The sequence below is a fragment of the Bradyrhizobium sp. RP6 genome, from assembly GCF_003837805.1.
Taxonomy (GTDB): domain Bacteria; phylum Pseudomonadota; class Alphaproteobacteria; order Rhizobiales; family Xanthobacteraceae; genus Bradyrhizobium.
In genome coordinates, this window is sequence record NZ_RQIT01000029.1 from 16,031 (window position 1) to 32,514 (window position 16,484).

At 63.3% G+C, this 16,484-nt stretch carries 15 protein-coding genes; 3 read left to right on the forward strand and 12 right to left on the reverse strand.

The genetic code is table 11. The features are described from left to right. Positions 1 to 112: 112 nt before the first annotated feature. A complete protein-coding gene (locus EHH60_RS32925) occupies positions 113 to 724 on the forward strand; it encodes an acetyltransferase (protein ID WP_124163453.1) in 612 nt (203 codons plus the stop codon). Here EHH60_RS32925 and neuB read toward each other — a convergent pair. From neuB to EHH60_RS32950, 5 genes are all read right to left on the reverse strand, one after another. Continuing rightward, positions 721 to 1,791, reverse strand: a complete 1,071-nt coding sequence (gene neuB, locus EHH60_RS32930) for an N-acetylneuraminate synthase (protein WP_124163454.1) — start codon at positions 1,789 to 1,791, stop codon at positions 721 to 723. The two genes, EHH60_RS32925 and neuB, sit on opposite strands and share 4 nt — an antisense overlap. After that, positions 1,788 to 2,966, reverse strand: a complete 1,179-nt coding sequence (gene neuC / locus EHH60_RS32935; protein WP_124163455.1) for a UDP-N-acetylglucosamine 2-epimerase — start codon at positions 2,964 to 2,966, stop codon at positions 1,788 to 1,790. The genes neuB and neuC overlap by 4 nt, the downstream gene beginning before the upstream one ends. After that, a complete protein-coding gene (locus tag EHH60_RS32940) occupies positions 2,959 to 4,143 on the reverse strand; it encodes a LegC family aminotransferase (protein WP_245454649.1) in 1,185 nt (394 codons plus the stop codon). Before EHH60_RS32940 ends, neuC begins: the two co-directional genes overlap by 8 nt. A gap of 19 nt (positions 4,144 to 4,162) precedes the next feature. Next, the gene (locus EHH60_RS32945; RefSeq protein WP_124163457.1) at positions 4,163 to 5,182 is read right to left on the reverse strand and encodes an NAD-dependent 4,6-dehydratase LegB; all 1,020 of its coding nucleotides are present in this window, start codon (positions 5,180 to 5,182) and stop codon (positions 4,163 to 4,165) included. A gap of 135 nt (positions 5,183 to 5,317) precedes the next feature. Continuing rightward, positions 5,318 to 6,520, reverse strand: coding sequence for an HAD-IIIA family hydrolase (locus EHH60_RS32950; RefSeq protein ID WP_124163458.1), 1,203 nt, complete (start codon positions 6,518 to 6,520; stop codon positions 5,318 to 5,320). Between the two features lie 688 nt (positions 6,521 to 7,208). Here EHH60_RS32950 and EHH60_RS32955 point away from each other — a divergent pair. Both EHH60_RS32955 and EHH60_RS32960 read left to right on the forward strand, forming a co-directional pair. Continuing rightward, positions 7,209 to 7,820, forward strand: a complete 612-nt coding sequence (locus tag EHH60_RS32955) for a hypothetical protein (RefSeq protein WP_124163459.1) — start codon at positions 7,209 to 7,211, stop codon at positions 7,818 to 7,820. Positions 7,821 to 7,830: 10 nt separating this feature from the next. After that, the gene (locus EHH60_RS32960; RefSeq protein ID WP_124163460.1) at positions 7,831 to 9,240 is read left to right on the forward strand and encodes a DUF6418 domain-containing protein; all 1,410 of its coding nucleotides are present in this window, start codon (positions 7,831 to 7,833) and stop codon (positions 9,238 to 9,240) included. Positions 9,241 to 9,282: 42 nt separating this feature from the next. Here EHH60_RS32960 and EHH60_RS37285 read toward each other — a convergent pair whose 3' ends face one another. The 7 genes from EHH60_RS37285 to EHH60_RS32995 form a co-directional block, all read right to left on the reverse strand. Next, complete coding sequence (locus EHH60_RS37285; RefSeq protein WP_199752335.1) at positions 9,283 to 10,167, reverse strand: class I SAM-dependent methyltransferase; 885 nt, start codon at positions 10,165 to 10,167, stop codon at positions 9,283 to 9,285. A gap of 489 nt (positions 10,168 to 10,656) precedes the next feature. Continuing rightward, positions 10,657 to 11,496, reverse strand: a complete 840-nt coding sequence (locus EHH60_RS32970) for an SDR family oxidoreductase (protein WP_124163461.1) — start codon at positions 11,494 to 11,496, stop codon at positions 10,657 to 10,659. 13 nt (positions 11,497 to 11,509) lie between these two features. Further along, positions 11,510 to 12,271, reverse strand: coding sequence for an SDR family NAD(P)-dependent oxidoreductase (locus EHH60_RS32975; RefSeq protein ID WP_124163462.1), 762 nt, complete (start codon positions 12,269 to 12,271; stop codon positions 11,510 to 11,512). Next, a complete protein-coding gene (locus EHH60_RS32980; RefSeq protein ID WP_124163463.1) occupies positions 12,268 to 13,116 on the reverse strand; it encodes a sugar phosphate isomerase/epimerase family protein in 849 nt (282 codons plus the stop codon). Before EHH60_RS32980 ends, EHH60_RS32975 begins: the two co-directional genes overlap by 4 nt. Then, positions 13,113 to 13,877, reverse strand: a complete 765-nt coding sequence (locus EHH60_RS32985; RefSeq protein ID WP_124163464.1) for an SDR family oxidoreductase — start codon at positions 13,875 to 13,877, stop codon at positions 13,113 to 13,115. Before EHH60_RS32985 ends, EHH60_RS32980 begins: the two co-directional genes overlap by 4 nt. Next, the gene (locus EHH60_RS32990) at positions 13,870 to 14,559 is read right to left on the reverse strand and encodes an acylneuraminate cytidylyltransferase family protein (RefSeq protein ID WP_124163465.1); all 690 of its coding nucleotides are present in this window, start codon (positions 14,557 to 14,559) and stop codon (positions 13,870 to 13,872) included. The genes EHH60_RS32985 and EHH60_RS32990 overlap by 8 nt, the downstream gene beginning before the upstream one ends. Further along, positions 14,559 to 16,478, reverse strand: a complete 1,920-nt coding sequence (locus EHH60_RS32995; protein ID WP_245454650.1) for an N-acetylneuraminate synthase family protein — start codon at positions 16,476 to 16,478, stop codon at positions 14,559 to 14,561. The genes EHH60_RS32990 and EHH60_RS32995 overlap by 1 nt, the downstream gene beginning before the upstream one ends. Between the last annotated feature and the right edge of the window lie 6 nt (positions 16,479 to 16,484).

Here is a 16,484-nt window from a genome sequence, read left to right on the forward strand (position 1 = left end):
CGCCAGGGGCCCCGGCGCGGACCTTGTTAATCCTAGTGTTTTTCTGGTCAGGCCGGGCGGTTTGAAGTGCCGCAGCCCGGTCGCTAAGGTTGATCGGTGCAGGGGAATCGCGATGGACGATCTGATCATCATCGGTGGCGGTGAGCATGCCTTCATGGTCTACGAGGCCGCTCTCCTGTCGGGCCAGTTCAACGTCATGGGTTTTCTAGATCGCCAGCCGGGAACATTGGGCGATGCGCGCTATCTCGGAACCGACGACGATGCGTCGAACTATCCGGATGCTGCCTTCGTGGTCGGGATAGGAACGATGCAGGCGGGGCCTGCGCGCCGGCAGATGGTCGGCCGGCTGCAGCTCAAGCGCTGGGCGTCGGTAATTCATCCGCGTGCGTCCGTCTCGCCGTCGGCAACGATCGGTGCAGGCAGCGTCATCATGCCGGGTGCGATCGTCAATGCGCGCAGCATGATCGGCCATCACTGCATCATCAATTCCGGCGCGATCGTCGAGCACGACGTGCGAGTCGGGCACTGCACGCATCTGTCTCCCGGAACCGTAATCGGCGGCGGGGCAGAGATCGGCGACAACAGCTTTGTGGGGCTCGGCAGCCGTGTCCGCGATCACATTTCTCTCGGCAATGATACGCTGGTGGCGATGGGTTCTGTCGTCACGGCTTCATGGCCGCCCGGCTCCGTACTGCGCGGGATTCCTGCAAAGCCTCGTCGTTAAACCAGATCGTCCGGTTCGAGCGCCCGCGGCGCCGCTGTTCCGATCAAGGACCAATAATCGATAGGCGGCCGTCCGGTGCCCGGCCGCTTGGCCGTGATGTCGGCCGGTCCGATGATCTCGCCGGCCCTCAGCGCGCGCGCCGCCACGATGCTCTTGCGCGCTACCGGGACGTTCCTGATCTCGGATTCCTTTGGCGTCTTCACGCCGTCGCCGAGCGCGGCCTCGACATTGCGGATGGCGCTGACCATGCGCTTGAAATCGTCCGGCTCGAGTGAGGCTGCGTGGTCGGGGCCGGGCGCATCGCGATCCAGCGTCAGGTGCTTCTCGATGATGGCCGCGCCGAGCGCGACTGCGGCGATCGAAATCTCGAACCCATCGGTGTGATCGGAATAGCCGACCGGAAGCTGGAACGCCGATCGCATCGTCGCCATCGCGGCGAGGTTCACATCGGCGATGGGGCAGGGATATTCGGTCGTGCAATGGAGCAGGCTGACGTGCCGCGCCAGCGCGGCGCGCGCCGCCGGATCGCGCCATGCTGCGCGGAATGAGGCGACGCCTGCGGGATCCTTGCGCTGCGCATAGCCATGGGCCAATACGCCCAGCGCTTCCTCGACCTCACTGAGCGTTGCCATGCCGGTCGACAGGATCAGCATGGCGCCGGCCCTCGCCGCTGCATGGAGCAGCGGCGCATTGGTGAGATCGCCCGAACCGATCTTGACCCGCGGCAGTTTCAGGGACAAGAGGAAGCCGAGCGACGCATCATCGAACGGCGTCGACAGGAATTCGATGCCGCGCTCCTTGGCGCGCGCGATCAGCGTATCATGCGCAGCCTGCGGCAGCTCGAGACGCTTCAGCATGGCCAGCTGGCTCTCGCCGGCATCGGTGGTGCGCTGCTGATAGTCGGCCTTCTTCGCCGCGCCGCCCGCCAATGCCTTCGCATTGAACGTCTGGAACTTGACGATGTCGGCACCGGCATCGGCTGCCGCATCGACCAGGGCCAGCGCCTTTTCCAGGCTGCCGTCGTGATTGACGCCGGCTTCCGCGATGATCAGCGTGTGCGTCGTCATGGCCGCGCTCCGCTTGCGGGAAGTTCGTAGAAGCCCTTGGCCAGAAGCCGCCTGAAATCGGGGATTTTAGCGACAATGTCGGCAAATCGCCGGCTGGATTTGCCGTCGCCGTAGGGGTTGACGGTGTCTTCGCGGCCACGCTGGAGCCCCGCCGCGATGGCGGCGGCAATTGCGCCACGTTCGGGCGCGGCGTGAAACACCGAGGCCGCGCGCTCACGCCCCTTCTGACGGTCGCCGATATCCACCGTGGGAACGCCGAAGGAAGGTGCTTCGAGCACGCCACTCGAGGAGTTGCCGATCACCAGGTCTACTTGGCTCATCAGACTGAGGTAGCGGAGCTGTCCGAGCGAGGCGACCGCGATCGTGTTCGGTCGGCCCGACGCGAAGGCCTTGGTCCGCTCGTTCAGCGCGCGGCCTTCGGCATCGGCATTGGCGAGCGTGAAGATAAGACGGAAAGCGGGATCGAGTGTCGACAACGCAGCAAACAACTCGTCCAGCTCGGCCACCGACCGCCCGGCTTCGACCGTGACGGGGTGAAACGTGATGAGTGCATTGCGTTCGCCGAGCGGCATTCCGATCGCGTCGCCTATGTCGTCGCGGTTCATCGGATCGAGATGCTTGATGGCGTCGATGCCGACCGAGCCGATGGTATGGATACGGGACGGGTGCTCGCCAAGTTGCATCAACCGCCGGGTCGAACCCTGATTGCTGGTGAAATGGAGATGCGACATCTTGCTGATGGCGTGGCGCGTGGATTCGTCGACGGCGCCTTCGGTGACGTCTCCGCCGAACAGATGCGCCATCGGCAGTCGCATGAACATTGCGGCCTGCGCGGCCGCGAACATCTCAAAGCGGTCGCCGAGCACGACCACGAGATCTGGTTGCAACCGCGTGAAGGCGTCGGCAAAGCCGATCACGCCGAGTCCGACCGATTTGGCGACGCCGGCGCCGCTGTCGCTGCTCAGCAGCGTCTCGATGCGCTCGTCGACCTCAAACCCCTCCTCGTGGATGACATTGAAGGTGTAGCCGAATTCCGGCGCGAGATGCATGCCGGTGGCGATGAGCTGAAGCGTTAGGCCTGGCGTCTGACGGATGGCGCGCATCGGCCAGACCAGCAGCCCGAAATCGGCCCGGCTCCCGGTGACGAAGCAGATTTTTCGTCCGCCACTACTCATCGCGAGGCCTGATGCTTGCGCTGCTGGGCAGGTTGATCAGCCGGCGTTCGATGGATTCTGCGACGGAAAGATCGCCGCGGGGGCTTTGCGCGAACATCGGCAGCCTGTGCATCAGGGTCCAGGCCGGGCGCGCGCCGAAGCCCGCTTCGTTCAGCGCCGTGAGCACGTCGTCGCGCCGCTCGGCATGCGCCTCGTCGAGCAGGATCGCATTCAGCCAGTAGTTGCTCGTGGTGTCCTTCGGCTCCCGCGAGAAGCGTACCCCCGGGACATGCGCGAACGCACGTTCATAGGCAGCCGCCAGCCGGCGCTTGCTCGCCAGGAAGCCTTCGAGCTGCTCGAGCTGCGCGCAGCCGAGCGCGGCGTTCAGATTGGGCAGGCGGTAGTTGAAGCCGATCTCGTCGTGCACGAAGGCCCATTTGTGCGGCAGCTTCGCGGTCGTGGTGAGATGCTTCGCGCGTCGTCCCAATTCCTCGTCATTGGTGAGGATGGCACCACCGCCGCCTGTGGTGACGATCTTGTTGCCGTTGAAGCTCAGCGCCGCGAGCCGTGCCCGCGATCCGACGGCGTGACCCTTGTAGGTCGAGCCGAGCGATTCCGCGGCATCCTCCACCAGCGCAATGCCCCAGTCGTGCGCGATGGCTGCGATCTCGTCGAGTGCAACGGGATGCCCGAACGTGTGCATCGGCGAGATCGCCGCGATGCGGCGTCCGGTCTCGCGATTGATCGTGCCTCTTGCGGTCCGCTCCGCAATCGCCCCAAGGCGCACCGCGAGGGCGTTGGGATCCATGCCGAGCGTGGCAAGCGAGCTGTCGACGAAATGCGGCCTTGCGCCGCAATAAGCGATCGCGTTCGTCGTCGCGATGAAGGTCAGCGCTGGCGAGATGACCTCGTCGTCGGGCTCGACGCCGGCGAGTCTGAAGCAGGCATGCAAGGCGGCCGTGCCATTGACGACGGCGACCGCACGTTTGGCGCCGGTGAGCTCCTCCAGCATGCGCTCGAACCGATCGACAAAGGGGCCGACCGAGGAAACGAAGGTGCTCTTGATGCACTCTTCGAGGTAGGCAATCTCGTTTCCGGCGAACACCGGTTCGTGCAGGCCGAGGACGCCGTTCGGCGTTCCCACCACGTGCCGCACGGCGTCCACGATCGTCTCCGCCTTGAAGTCTGAGCTGGTCACGACACTGTCCACCATCACCTCAGACATTGTAGACGTCAGCCTTGTAGCGGTTGAGGTTTGCGGGATTGGTGAACCAGTTGACGGTCTTGACCATGCCGCGACGCATGCCCTCGACACCGCCGAATTCAGGGCTCCAACCGAGCTGCTGGCGTGCCTTGGAATTGTCGGCCCAGAGCCGCTCGACCTCGCTGTTGGCGGGACGCAGGCGCGCCTCGTCGGTCTCGATTTCGATCGTGGTCCCCATGACATCGGCGATCATCTCGACGGTCGCACCGACCGAGATCTCGAAGCCGCTGCCGAGATTGATGGTCTGGCCGACGCATTGCTCGGCCGGCGCGCTGAGGCCTGCGATGAGGCCACGCGCGGTGTCGGTGACGAAGGAGAAGTCCCGCGTCGGACTGACGGCGCCGAGACGGATCTTGCGCTTGCCGGTCGCGATCTGGCTGATGATGGTAGGGATCACCGCGCGCGCCGACTGCCGGGGGCCGAAGGTGTTGAACGGGCGGATCACAACGACCGGCATGTCGAACGAGGCGTGGAACGACAGCGCCATCTGATCGGACGCGATCTTCGAGGCCGAGTAGGGCGACTGGCCCGCCAGCGGATGGTTCTCCTTGATCGGGACGATCTGCGCCGTGCCGTAGACCTCGCTGGTCGAGGTCTGCACGAAGCGCCGCACGCCAGCCATGCGCGCCGCCTGAAGCACATTCACAGTGCCCTTCACGTTGGTGTCGACATAGGAGTCGGGCGCAACGTAGGAGAAGGGGATCGCGATCAGCGCCGCCAAGTGTAGCACGTCGGTGCAGCCGCTGGCGGTTGCGATCATGAAATGCGGATCGCGGATGTCGCCGGCGACCACCTCCACCGACTTCATGATGTCGGCGGGAACCGTGTCCAGCCAGCCCCAGGAATTGAAGGAGTTGTAGTAGACGATCGCCTTGACGCGGGCCCCGGCCTTCACCAGCTCCTCGACGACATGCGAACCGATGAAGCCGTCGCTGCCGGTAACGAGGACGCGGGCGCCACTTAGATCTGCCATGCCGGACCCCAGAAGGCGATTAAGCCTGTGTTCACAAGAAGATGTGCGCTATAGCACACTGGCGGTTGCGCGCAACAGAGCAGCACTGGAAAGCTGCCAAATGCCGGGGGATGCAGCAGTTTTCGTGATACGCGCCTAGGCTTGGCCGGCCGGGATGAGGCGCTGTCTCACGAAGGTCTCCAGATTGCCGCCCTCGAACAAGTGGCCGGCGAGGCCGGCTGCACGAGCGGCTTCGATGTCGCTCGGCTTGTCGCCGATCACCATGCTGCGCGTCATGTCGATCCGAAAGCGCTGCGCGAGATCGGTGATCATGCCCGGCGCCGGCTTGCGCCGGTCGCTAGTGCGGCAATAGCGCGCGACGGTTCCTTCAGGGTGATCGGGGCAATATTCGAACGCATCGACATGCGCGCCGATCAGTGCCATCTGGTCCGCCATCCAGCGGTGCAGCGCGACCACGTGATGCTCCTCGTAATAGCCGCGTGCGACTCCAGATTGATTGGTGATGACGAAGGCAAAATAGCCGGCGTCGTTGACGGCCTTCACGGCCTCGCGTGCGCCCTCGATCCATTCGAGCTTGTGCGCCTCGAAAGTGTATCCTGAATCATGGTTGAGCACGCCGTCGCGATCGAAAAACACGGCCGGCCGCCGCAGCTTGTCCCGCAATTCGCGGTCGGCGCGCGCAAAATCGTCGGGAATGCCGATGTCGATAAAGTAACCGCGATAGGCGGTGCCGCGCAGCGCGCCAGAATTGGCTAGGCCAGGGAATACGTCCTGCTCGAGCGAGGCGGGAAGCTTTGTGATGCCGGCAAGAACGGACTTGTCGATGATGTAGATACCGGCATTGACGGGTCCCGTGGCACCCACACCCGGGGCGATGAAGTCACGCACTACGTCACCGTCGAGAACGACGCGCCCATAGCGGTCGCCGACGACGCCGTCGCGCAACGCCATGTGAACGTGCCCCCCTTGGGCGCGCACGATCAGGTCGAGCAGGTTGAAATCGAACAGCGAATCGCCATTGAGGAGCAGGAAGCGATCATGCAGCAGATCTCGCGCGTGCACGAGCGCACCGCCGGTGCCGAGCGGCTCGGTCTCGCGCGACACGATGATTCGCGTCGATTCCCTGGCGGCCGCGGCGTAGTGCGTCTCGACGATCTCCGCCTTGTGGCCTGCAAGCAGGAGAATTTCATCGAACACGCCATAACGTACGAGCTCGTCGATCAGCGTGTCGAGAAACGGCCGCCCTCCAATGTCGAGCATCGGCTTCGGCACGGTTTTGGTGCGTTCGCCGAGGCGGGTGCCGAGCCCCCCGACGAGGACGACGGCCTGTCTCAGCATGACGGCTCTCCCCCTCGGCACCTCCGTCGAAGGTGAGCAACAAATGTCTGTCTCAAGGTTCTGGCTCTCGTTGGATTGAGCTGTGGTGGCCGGATATTCCCACAACGTCGGTCGAGCGTTGATAAAGGGCTTGGTGGAGCGACACTGAGTGACAAAGACCCCGCACCAACACTTGTCAATGGCGCACTGCTCGCTACCTCAGAAACCATTGTGTTCTCTGTTTACGCGTAGCGACGCTCGGAGGCAACGAGCAAGGGAGAAGTCGTGGACTCTCCTGTTGAACGAACCGGCGGCGCGGAGCGCAGGCGGGCGCTCATACGGAGATCGTTCATCGAGAGCCCTTGCCATGGGCCGATTGATCAACCAGAGATAGCTCAGTATGATAGTGATTGGGTTCCCCATCCGTGTTGTGGGGATTGCCGGGGACAAGAGTCACATGCCTATGGCCGAGCGTACGTCGCGAGCTCCAGCGTTTCAGCAGCTCGCGAGATGGTTCCATGGTGCCGTCCGAGTAGTGCGGATACATTGGGTCCTTTCGCTCATGATCGGGGCAATCCTGTTGGCTGCTCTTGGCTCCCTTGCCGTCGGGCAGAGGGTGGAATCCTGGACCGCGACCTCGACGATCGCGATTGGTACAGTGCCCTCCCTTCAAAGTATTCTCGGGCCCGCTGGAGCAGGAGTTGAACCCGTGGAAAGTGCCCGCGATCTGGTGACGCGAATCGGGACGGTCCAATTTCAGAGCACTGTTCTGGCCGATGCTCGGAAGGCCTTTCCCGACTCGCGTGGGGCGTTCGGTGGAGCCTCATTGCGCGGGATCGTTATTGGCGATTCGTCGATCCGCCTGGAGGCGAGTTCCGCCTCGAAGGAGGAGGCGGTGACCCTGCTTCAACAAGCTGTTCTTGCGATCCAGGCTGCGCACCAAAGGTTGCTCGAACCGAGAATGGAGTTGTTGCGTTCGATGCGCGTGCGCCTGCAAGATGCAAGAGCGGTGCTCAGCGATGCATTGAAGAAGATGGAATTCACGCCGGCTCGGCCGGACGGGATTTCCATCGGCTCTACCCTCGTGGAGAGTCCTGGGACTTCGGTCGACAGGATGCTCAACATCGATACGCGCATTGCTCTACTGGCTTACCTTGAACGCACCGTGAGGATGACGGGTCCACAGGATGGATCGCCTCCCGCGACAGAAGGGCCGAGGGAAGTCAATCTCGTGCAAAGAGCCATCCTGGCGGGCTTGGGCATTCTGCTCTTCGTCGGTCTTTTGACCTTTTTTCTGAGGCGGCCCGCTCGTCTCGGGTAGGACTTCGGCAATGACCCTTCTGGCTGGAGCCTCCATACTACTCTTCATCGTTTGGTTGGGACTGTTCAGGTCGACCATCTTTGTTTGTCTTGTTTTCCTTTTGTTCACTTTCGCATGGCGGACGATTTCGTCGCTCTACATCGATCTGGCGGGGCCCTTGTTCTCGTCCCAACTGCAGATGTTCATTGGACCCGGCGTCATGTCGGTGTTCCAGTCGATTGCGTATTTTCTGACGCTTCTTCCCTTCCTTTGGGTCTTTAACTCCCGTTCGCTCGATGAATGGGCGCGCTCGGCTCCGATTCCCGGACTGCCTGCGCCCCGATCCCAGCTGACCCTTTCCGACGTCACGTTCTACGCGTCCATCCTCTTCTTGATCCTGCTTTTCGCTGCCCTCCTTCAAGGAGGTGTCATTCCGCTGTTTGCCAAGATCGAGCGTTGGACCTTCAACGAACAGGCCAATTTTCTCCATCGTCTGGTGATCGAGCGAGGCGACATGCTCTGCTTCTGGTGGGGGACCATGTTTGCGGCCGAGCGACTGCGACGCCAGCGATACGATTACCGCTTTGTGGGATTGCTGGCCGTCCTCGTCTTCTACATATTTCTCGTAGGCGGACGCTTCTCGCCCTTTTACCGATTTTGCTCGTTCTTTGTCATACCGTTTTCCGCGGTGCTGATCGTTCAGGCGCGAGGTCTCGGGAGCGCAAGTTTGTTCAGCTTGCTGCCCCGCATTACCGACCGTCGCATCGTGCTGGCCGGCACCGGCGTCATTGTGTTGACGGCCACGATGATTGCATTCGCGCTCTATTGGAATCTGACCAGGGTTCGAGGGTTCGAAGGTCATGCGGCGCTGGATGCTTTCGTGGAGCGCGTTCTGGTGCAGCCCTCGGAGATAGGATGGGCGTCCTATCAACGCGTTCTGGTTCACGGAGATTGGGATGCGCGCCACGTCTTCGATTTTCTGTTCGACCGTCCCATCGTTGCGGGACGGAACACGACCCCGCAACTTCTGATGTCCGAAACCATTGGCGAGCCGCGGACGACCGAACACATCACAGGCGGTTTTCAATTCGCCGGCGGGTTTCCCGAAATTTTCTTCGAACTGTTTGGTCCCTATTTCGGCTGGATCTTTCTGCTGGGGGCCGGTTGGCTCACTGCGCTCCTCTCAGCTGTCATGATCCGGTCAATCATCGTCGAACGATATCTGACGGCGGCTCTATCTTTCTACGTGCTGTACGGCATCTACGTAATGTACATCGGCGGCATGCTGAACTTTGTCGCGACGCCGACATATTGGGTGAAGATTGCTGCGCTCTTTGCGGCAATCATTGTCGAGGAGCGGGCCCCCATTCTTCCGTTGGTGCTGGCCGACAGGACTCGATTGTTTCGCCGCTTTGTGGTGCGACGTCCGCAATTGCCCTGACACAGCCCGCAATTCTGCACAGCAACGAGCAAATCGCGACCTTCAATTTTGGTTCGATGGATCGGCCGGACGACAGATGATCAGGGCGCCAAGCGTGAACAGATCCTCTTCGGAGAAGCCTGTGAAGCATGGTGCCAATCGTTCCAGAATATGCCGCTCCGGCGGCCGACGATCGGGCTGATCGCTGAGTAGCTCAAACCCGGCCTCTCTAAATAGTTTCAGATACTCGCTGTGGCGCAAACGATTGACGTACTGGAAGCGCGACTGGAAAGGCGCCCAATCCTCCTCGGAATAGGTCAGAAAGTTGAACGAGCTGATGGACGGATCGAAGCCTTTGAAGTGGTCGCCATAGTCGATCTGCATGAGGACCAGTCCGTCAGGACGAATGATGCGTCGCAGCTCCTTCAAGATCGCCGCGATGTTATCCTTGGGAATGTGTTCGAGCGTTTCGACGGAGACCGCGCAGTCGATCGAACCGGCCGGCAGGCCTGTCGTCCGGGCATCGGCTGGCGCGCGATAGTCGATCCTCCAGGAACGTTTGAGGTCGTCAAGGGAATTGATATCGGGGTGGCTGGTGCCGCTGAGTCTGGAAATGATGGCGGCATTGGAGCGGATCAGCTCCAGCTTGGCCAAGCGCGCGATGTCGACCGTGATGAAGCGCTGCGCTCCATACGCGCTGAAGGCGAGCGGAATGATCAGATCGCGCCCGGTGCCGAACTCGAAGCAGGTCGAATCCCGTAGCGGCCGTAGACTGTACGCTTGGTGAACGCCCAGCAGCCGCCGCGCGAGCGTGTAGACGGATTTGACCTGCTTCTCGGGCCGGGGCAGCCGTCGTGTAACGTAGCGCTGCAGGGCGTAGTGGATGTCTTCGCCAAAGGGGATGTTCGACAGCACCAAGAACGCTCGCGCCTTTGTCTGCCAACGCACGTCAGCGATTCCTCGGTTGAATGGACGTCGTGGTTGGCATGGTGCTGACGAACGGTCGTCGTGGTGGATGTCCAGGATGGGCCCTGATCCGGCTGTTCAGGCGGGTACCAAATCGCATAGCCAGCTTTGATTATATGGGGGGCGCAGGCGCAACGCAAGGTTGCGGGGGCGGACTCGGAAGCAAATCCGATCGAGGTCGAAGTGCCTCTTTTCCGACTACGTCGCCGGCCGCAGGTTCCCCTCCAAGCTGCTGATCGTGCTCATGGCGGACCGAGTTTCCGCAGGAGCGGAGCCGGCTCTCGCGCCTCCAAGCGGAGGGCAGTCAGAGATGGATGTTCTCGTCCGGCCTGAATCCGACAAACCCGTCAGAGGTCGGCCGTGATCAATGTCCCGCGGACGTGTATCTCAGAAATGGTGACCGTGGATCGAGAATTCCCATGAGGGGACGCCCTCGGGCCGGAGAGCCGTCGCGCGTGGGCGCTTGCGCCGCTACCACACGCTTCTGCCGCCGTCGATCACTAGGTTCTGCCCGGTCATGTAGCTGGAGGCATCCGAGCAGAGGAACTGCACCGCAGCGCGGTATTCGTCGACCTCGGCCATGCGGCCCATGGGGATCAGGCGCGTCAGTCGTTCGACGAAAGCGGGATCCTGGTTGTTGAAGACGCCGCCGGGAGAGATCGCGTTGACGCGGACGCCATGGTCGGCCCAATAGGTCGCCAGATATTTCGTCAGCCCGATCAGGCCGTGCTTGATCACCGAATAAGTCACCGGCTTCACCGGCTGCTCTTCCTCGCGTGTCACCTGCGGCTGGCGGTAAAGCCGCTGGTCCGGTGCGATCACGCCGAGATCGGAGGCGATGTTGAGGATCACGCCGCGACCACGTTTGGCCATCGCGCCGCCAAACACCTGCGCGCACAGCATCGCGCCGGTCAGGCCCACGGCGATCTCGGTCTGCCATTGCGGCACCGGAAACGCCTCGAAGCGGGAGGAATGCATCACGCCGGGTGCGGAGGTCACCTTGGGATCGATTGCAGCGTTGTTGACGAGGATGTCGATGGAGACGGCACGGCTGGAAAGCTGCTCGTGCGCAGCGCGCACCGAATCGAGTGTGGTGACGTCGATCGCAAGCGCAATCAGGTCGGCGGACGGCGCGTTCTGCTTGAGCGCGGCAACGGCGGCTTCGGCCTGCGCAAGCCCGACGTCGGTGACGACGACGCGCGCGCCAGCCTCGGAGAGCGCCGCGACATGCTGCCGGCCGAGCAGGCCGCCTGCACCGGTCACGAGAGCGGTGCGGCCGGTCAGGTCATAGCGTGAGGACGGGCTTGCCATCGGGAGCTCCTGTTCAGCTGCGCAATTGGCCGCCGTCGGCGACCATGACGCTGCCGGTGATGAACGCCGCGCGCGGCGAGACGAGGAACGCGACGAGGTCGGCGACCTCTTCCGGCTTGCCCAGCCGGCGCAGTGCCACCTCGCGAACAAGCATGTCCTCGACTGCGGCCCTGTTCTCGGCGAGCTTGCGCGCCCAGGTGCCGTCGGCGGCGAGGATGTTGCCGGGTGCGACCGCATTGATGCGGATGCCCTCAAGCGCCAGCGGGCGCGCCAGCCCGCGCACGGTGGCGTTCAGCGCCGCCTTCGCGGCATAGTAAGTTACGGGCGCGCCAAGCGCCGCCATGCCGGCGATCGAGGAGATGCAGACGATGGACCGGTCGCCGCTGCCGCGCGCCATCAGCGGCCGTGCGGCCTCGATCATGTTGGTCGTGGCAAAGAGATTGAGGTCCATCACCCGCGACCACTCCGCGGCGGTTTCCTTCCCAGGAGGTACGGAAGCGCCGCTGCCGACGTTACAGACGAGAATGTCGAGGCGGCCCCACTGCCGTTCGACCTCCTGCACCAACGTCGCAGCGGCAGCCGGATCGGCGACATCGGCCACGTGTACCGACGTGCTGCCGCGGACCGCGGCCCGTGCGGCATCGAGCGCATCGGCGCCGCGTGCGGCGAGCGCGACCTTGGCACCTTCCGCGGCGAGCGTCGTTGCGATCGCAAGCCCGATGCCGCGGCTGGCCCCTGTGACGAGCACGACGCGATCGTTCAGCTCGAGTTTCATCGCGCGGCATCCTCGATCCAGCGAACCGTCATGTCGCGATACTTCGCCAACGCGCCGGCGTGATCGCCGTCGCTGGCTCGCGCAGTTTGCAGGATGTACTGCCCCTTGTAGCCGGAGCGTTCGATCAGACGGATCGTCTTCGCCAAGTCGGCATTGCCCGTGCCAAGCGGCACGGTGGTGCCGCCCCGAATGCGGTCCTTCACATGGACATTGAGAATGCGCGGCGCATAAGCGTCAATCTCCTCGTCGCTGTCATAGCCGAGCGAAGCGCTGTTGCCGCTGTCGTAGTTGATGCCGAAGACGTCCGCCGGAAACGCCTCCATGAACCGGGCGAGCTCATGCGGCGGCAGATCGGATTCGAAGACGATCCTGACGTTCCGTCTTGCGAGCTGCTCGGAGCGCGCGAGAAGCACGCGCTTCAACGTATCGGTCTCGCTCAGGCGCTCGATCTTGCCGTTGTCGACCAGCGGGATCACCACGAATTCGATGCCGATCCGGCTGCAGGCCGCGATCAGGAGGTCGAGGTCGGTGACGAGCGCGTCGCGTACCACAGCATCGACCTTCCAGAACGGCGCCTGCATGAAGCAATCGCCTGTCAGGCTCGGGATGCGGACGCCGTTCTCGCGCGACAGCGTCAGAATCTCCTGTTGTCCCGCCTCGGTCGTGAGCGGGTTCTCCCGCAGCCGCTCCTGATCGATGGTCCATTCCATTCGCGTCAGGCCGAGCGCCTTGGCACGGGGAAGTTCCTCGCGCCATTCATTCCACGGGAAAGCCTGGATCTTGCCGTCGACCAGTGCCGACAGGCGTCCCTGCATGAAGCCGATGCGTTGCAGTGTTGCGGTCACGATGTGTTATCCGAGCTGATGGCGAGACCCTTGGTGGTCCAGCCCCCATCGACGAAGATTTCCTGGCCGGTCACGTAGGCGGAGGCTTCCGAGGCCAGGAAGATGGCGGCGCCCACCATGTCGGCGGGCTGTCCCCAGCGGCCGAGCATCGTATGGCGGCGTCGATCCTCGTGCATGATGGGATCGGCGTAACTCCTCGCGGTCATCTCCGTTGCGACGTATCCGGGCGCAAGCGCGTTGACGCGGATGGCGTCGGGTGCGTAGTCGGCGGCGAGCGCGCGCGTCAGCCCGGCCAGACCCGCCTTCGCTGCCACGTAGCCGGGATTGCCGGGGAAGCCCCGCACCGAATTGATGCTGGTGACGTTGACGATCGCCGCCGAGCCCGCGTTCTTCAGCAGCGGGTAGGCGGCGAGGATGGTGGCGTAGACGCCGGTGAGATCGGTTGCGACCGTGGCGCGGAAGCGTGCGAGCTCGCTTTCGCTGCTTTGGGCGGGAAGGCTGATGCCGGCGGCATTCACGAGTGCGTCGATGCGATCGCCTTTTGCCGCAATGGTGCGGAACGCGCTTTCGATGGCTCCGTCGTCTGAAAGGTCGCAGGCAATCGCGATGACGCCCTGCGGCGCGGTTCCGGACCGGCTGAGGCCGAACACCGTGGCCCCCGCATTCTTCAGGCCGCTCGCGATCGCGGCGCCGATGCCGCGCGAAGCGCCGGTGACCACGGCGATCTTGCCTGCGAGAGAGAAGGCGCTGAGATCAGGCATAGCCGTAACTGCGCATGATGGCGGCGCAAAGCTTGACGTCCTCGGGACGATCGATCTGGAACATCTTGTGACGCTCCATCACGTGGAAGCCGATCTTGCCGCCGAGACGATTGTTCTGCTCGCGCAGGAGGGATGGGATCAGGACGTAGAACGAGCCGTTCTCGAGGTAGCGCTTCTCGATCTGCTGCCGCATGCGGCGGTTGCGATAGTCGTAATTGATCGGCTCCGGTCCGCTCGCGCCGATCCGCCAGTTGAAGTAATCCTCGACCTCGCAGACCGAAAGCAGGCTGTCGAGACGGTCGCGGTCGAAGGTCGCAAGCGCGTTCTCGATGTCGCCGGGCTCGCGGATCGGCGATGTGGCCTGAAGTGCGACGATGCGCTCGAACCGTCCCATGCTCGCCTCGATCGCATCGAGGGCATGCAACCAGGCGGATTCGGAGGAGGCGAGGTCGCCCGAAATGTCGTCCGGACGCCGCACGCCGACCGCGCCCGCGGCCTCGGCCGCGGCCAGGATATTGTCACTGTCCGACGAGACCGCCACCACGTCGACGCCACGTGCGGCACGCGCCTGCTCGACCGTCCAGGCGATCAGCGGCTTGCCGCAGAGATCGAGCAGGTTCTTGTGCGGGATACCCTTGGAGCCGCCGCGCGCGGCGATCACGGCCAGCGTCTTGCGCGCCATCAGATGTGTCCCTCGAGGCGCTCGAGCGCGGTCCAGAAACCTTCGCCCATGTTCTTGTGGCCCTGCCATATCTCGGGAATGAACGACGCCGTCGGTGCATGCTTGCGCAGCACCTGTCCGATCTCGTCGAAATCGATCTCGCCTTCGCCGATTTGGAGTCCTTCGCCGTCCAGCCCTTTGGCGTCGCCGAAATGCAGATGCGCGGTGTGCGGCCCGAGCTGGGCGAGGCCTTGCGCGAAGTCGAAGCCGAAATGATTGGCGGCGAGCTTGGTGTGGGAGATGTCGACGCACATGCGCAGATCATGCCTGGCGCAGAATGCGGCCGACTCCTCCGGGAAGATGAAGATGTTCTGATGACGCTGGCCGCCGAAATGCCAGGGGAACGGTGCCATGGTCTGCGGCGTCAGCTCGACGCCGTCCATGTCGAGCTCGCTCAAGCTCTGCGCAAAAATGCGATAGCGCTCGGCTTTTTCCTCCGGCGGCAGCGGCTCATCCATGGTGAAGCCGCCGATATTCGCGACGATGGGCGGGCGCTTGGTCTTGGGAAAGAACTTTTTCAGGCCGCGGGTGATGTCGATCACCGCTTGCGTCTGCTCCAGCGAATAGCGCCGCAGCGCCTCGTCGGGGGTTGCGAGGTCCATCAGCTTGGAGCCAGCAAACAGCTCCGGCGCATGCACGACGAAGCTGAGATCATAGGTGCCGGAGAGATAGGCCGCTGGATCGCGTTCCATGTCGCTGTAGCTGAGATGGAATTCGATGATGTCGGGCTCGCAGATCTCAAGGAAGCGCGCGGTATCGTGATAGCGCACCGGCACCCCCCAGGGCCGGTCGAAACGGTAGCGCCGTGCCTTCGCGACGCCCTCGTCGAGGTCGCTCTGGAAGAAATAGTCGTCCGCCGCCATCGTTCGCCTCAGCCTGCGGCCGAGCAGCGCCGGCATCTTCAGTGGCGACAGGCCCTGTCCCGGGCTCTTCACGGCGATGTCGTTTTCGGAGATCATCGTACCGGCCGGAAGGTCGCGCGCGGCCACCAAGCTCTTGGCGAGGTTTTCGCGGTTGATCAGCTCACCCTGGCTCAGCGCGCGCTCCGCGAGCTTCTCTCCGCGCGCCGCCTCGACCTCGCGGATGCCGGAGACCAGTGCCTTGAATTCCTCAGGCTCCAGGCTCGCGGCATGGTCCGGACCTTCCATCTCGCGATCGAGCGTAATGTGGCGTTCGATGACCACGGCGCCGAGCGCGACGGCGGCTGTGGAAACGGCAATGCCGCGCTCGTGGCCGGAATAGCCGACGACCGGATGGATTTCGCGCAGCGTTTCCATGAAACGCAAATGGATGTTGTGGAGCGCGGCCGGATAGGTGCTCTGGCAATGTAGGAGCACGTAGCTGGCATTGCGGTCGTCGAGGAACTTCGCCGCCGCCTTGATCTCGTCCGTCGTGCTCATACCGGTCGAGACGATCAGCGTCTTGCCGGTTGCTGTGAGGCGAGCGAGCAGCGGCAGGTTGGTGAGGTCGGCCGACGCGACCTTGTAGGCCTGCACGCCGAAGCTTTCGAGCACGGCGACGCTCTTCGCGTCCCAGGGCGTGCAGAGGTACTCGATACCCTTGGCTGCGCAGTACTCGGCGATCTTCTTTTGCTGCGCGATGGGCAGCTCGAAGCGGCGCAGGAGATCGAGCGTATATTCGACGGCGAGATCGTCGTCCTTCCCGGACAGGCTCGAGGCACGATAGACCTCGTCGAGTTTGCGCATCTGGAATTTGGCGCAGTCGGCGCCCGCCGCAACCGCGGCATCGACCAGCGCGATGGCGCGGTCGAAGTCGCCATTGTGGTTGTTGCCGATTTCGGCGATGACGTAACAGGGTTCGTCATCGCCCAGAAGACGGTTGCCGATGCGGACTGGAGCAGACTGTTTGGGCGATGTCATCAACAC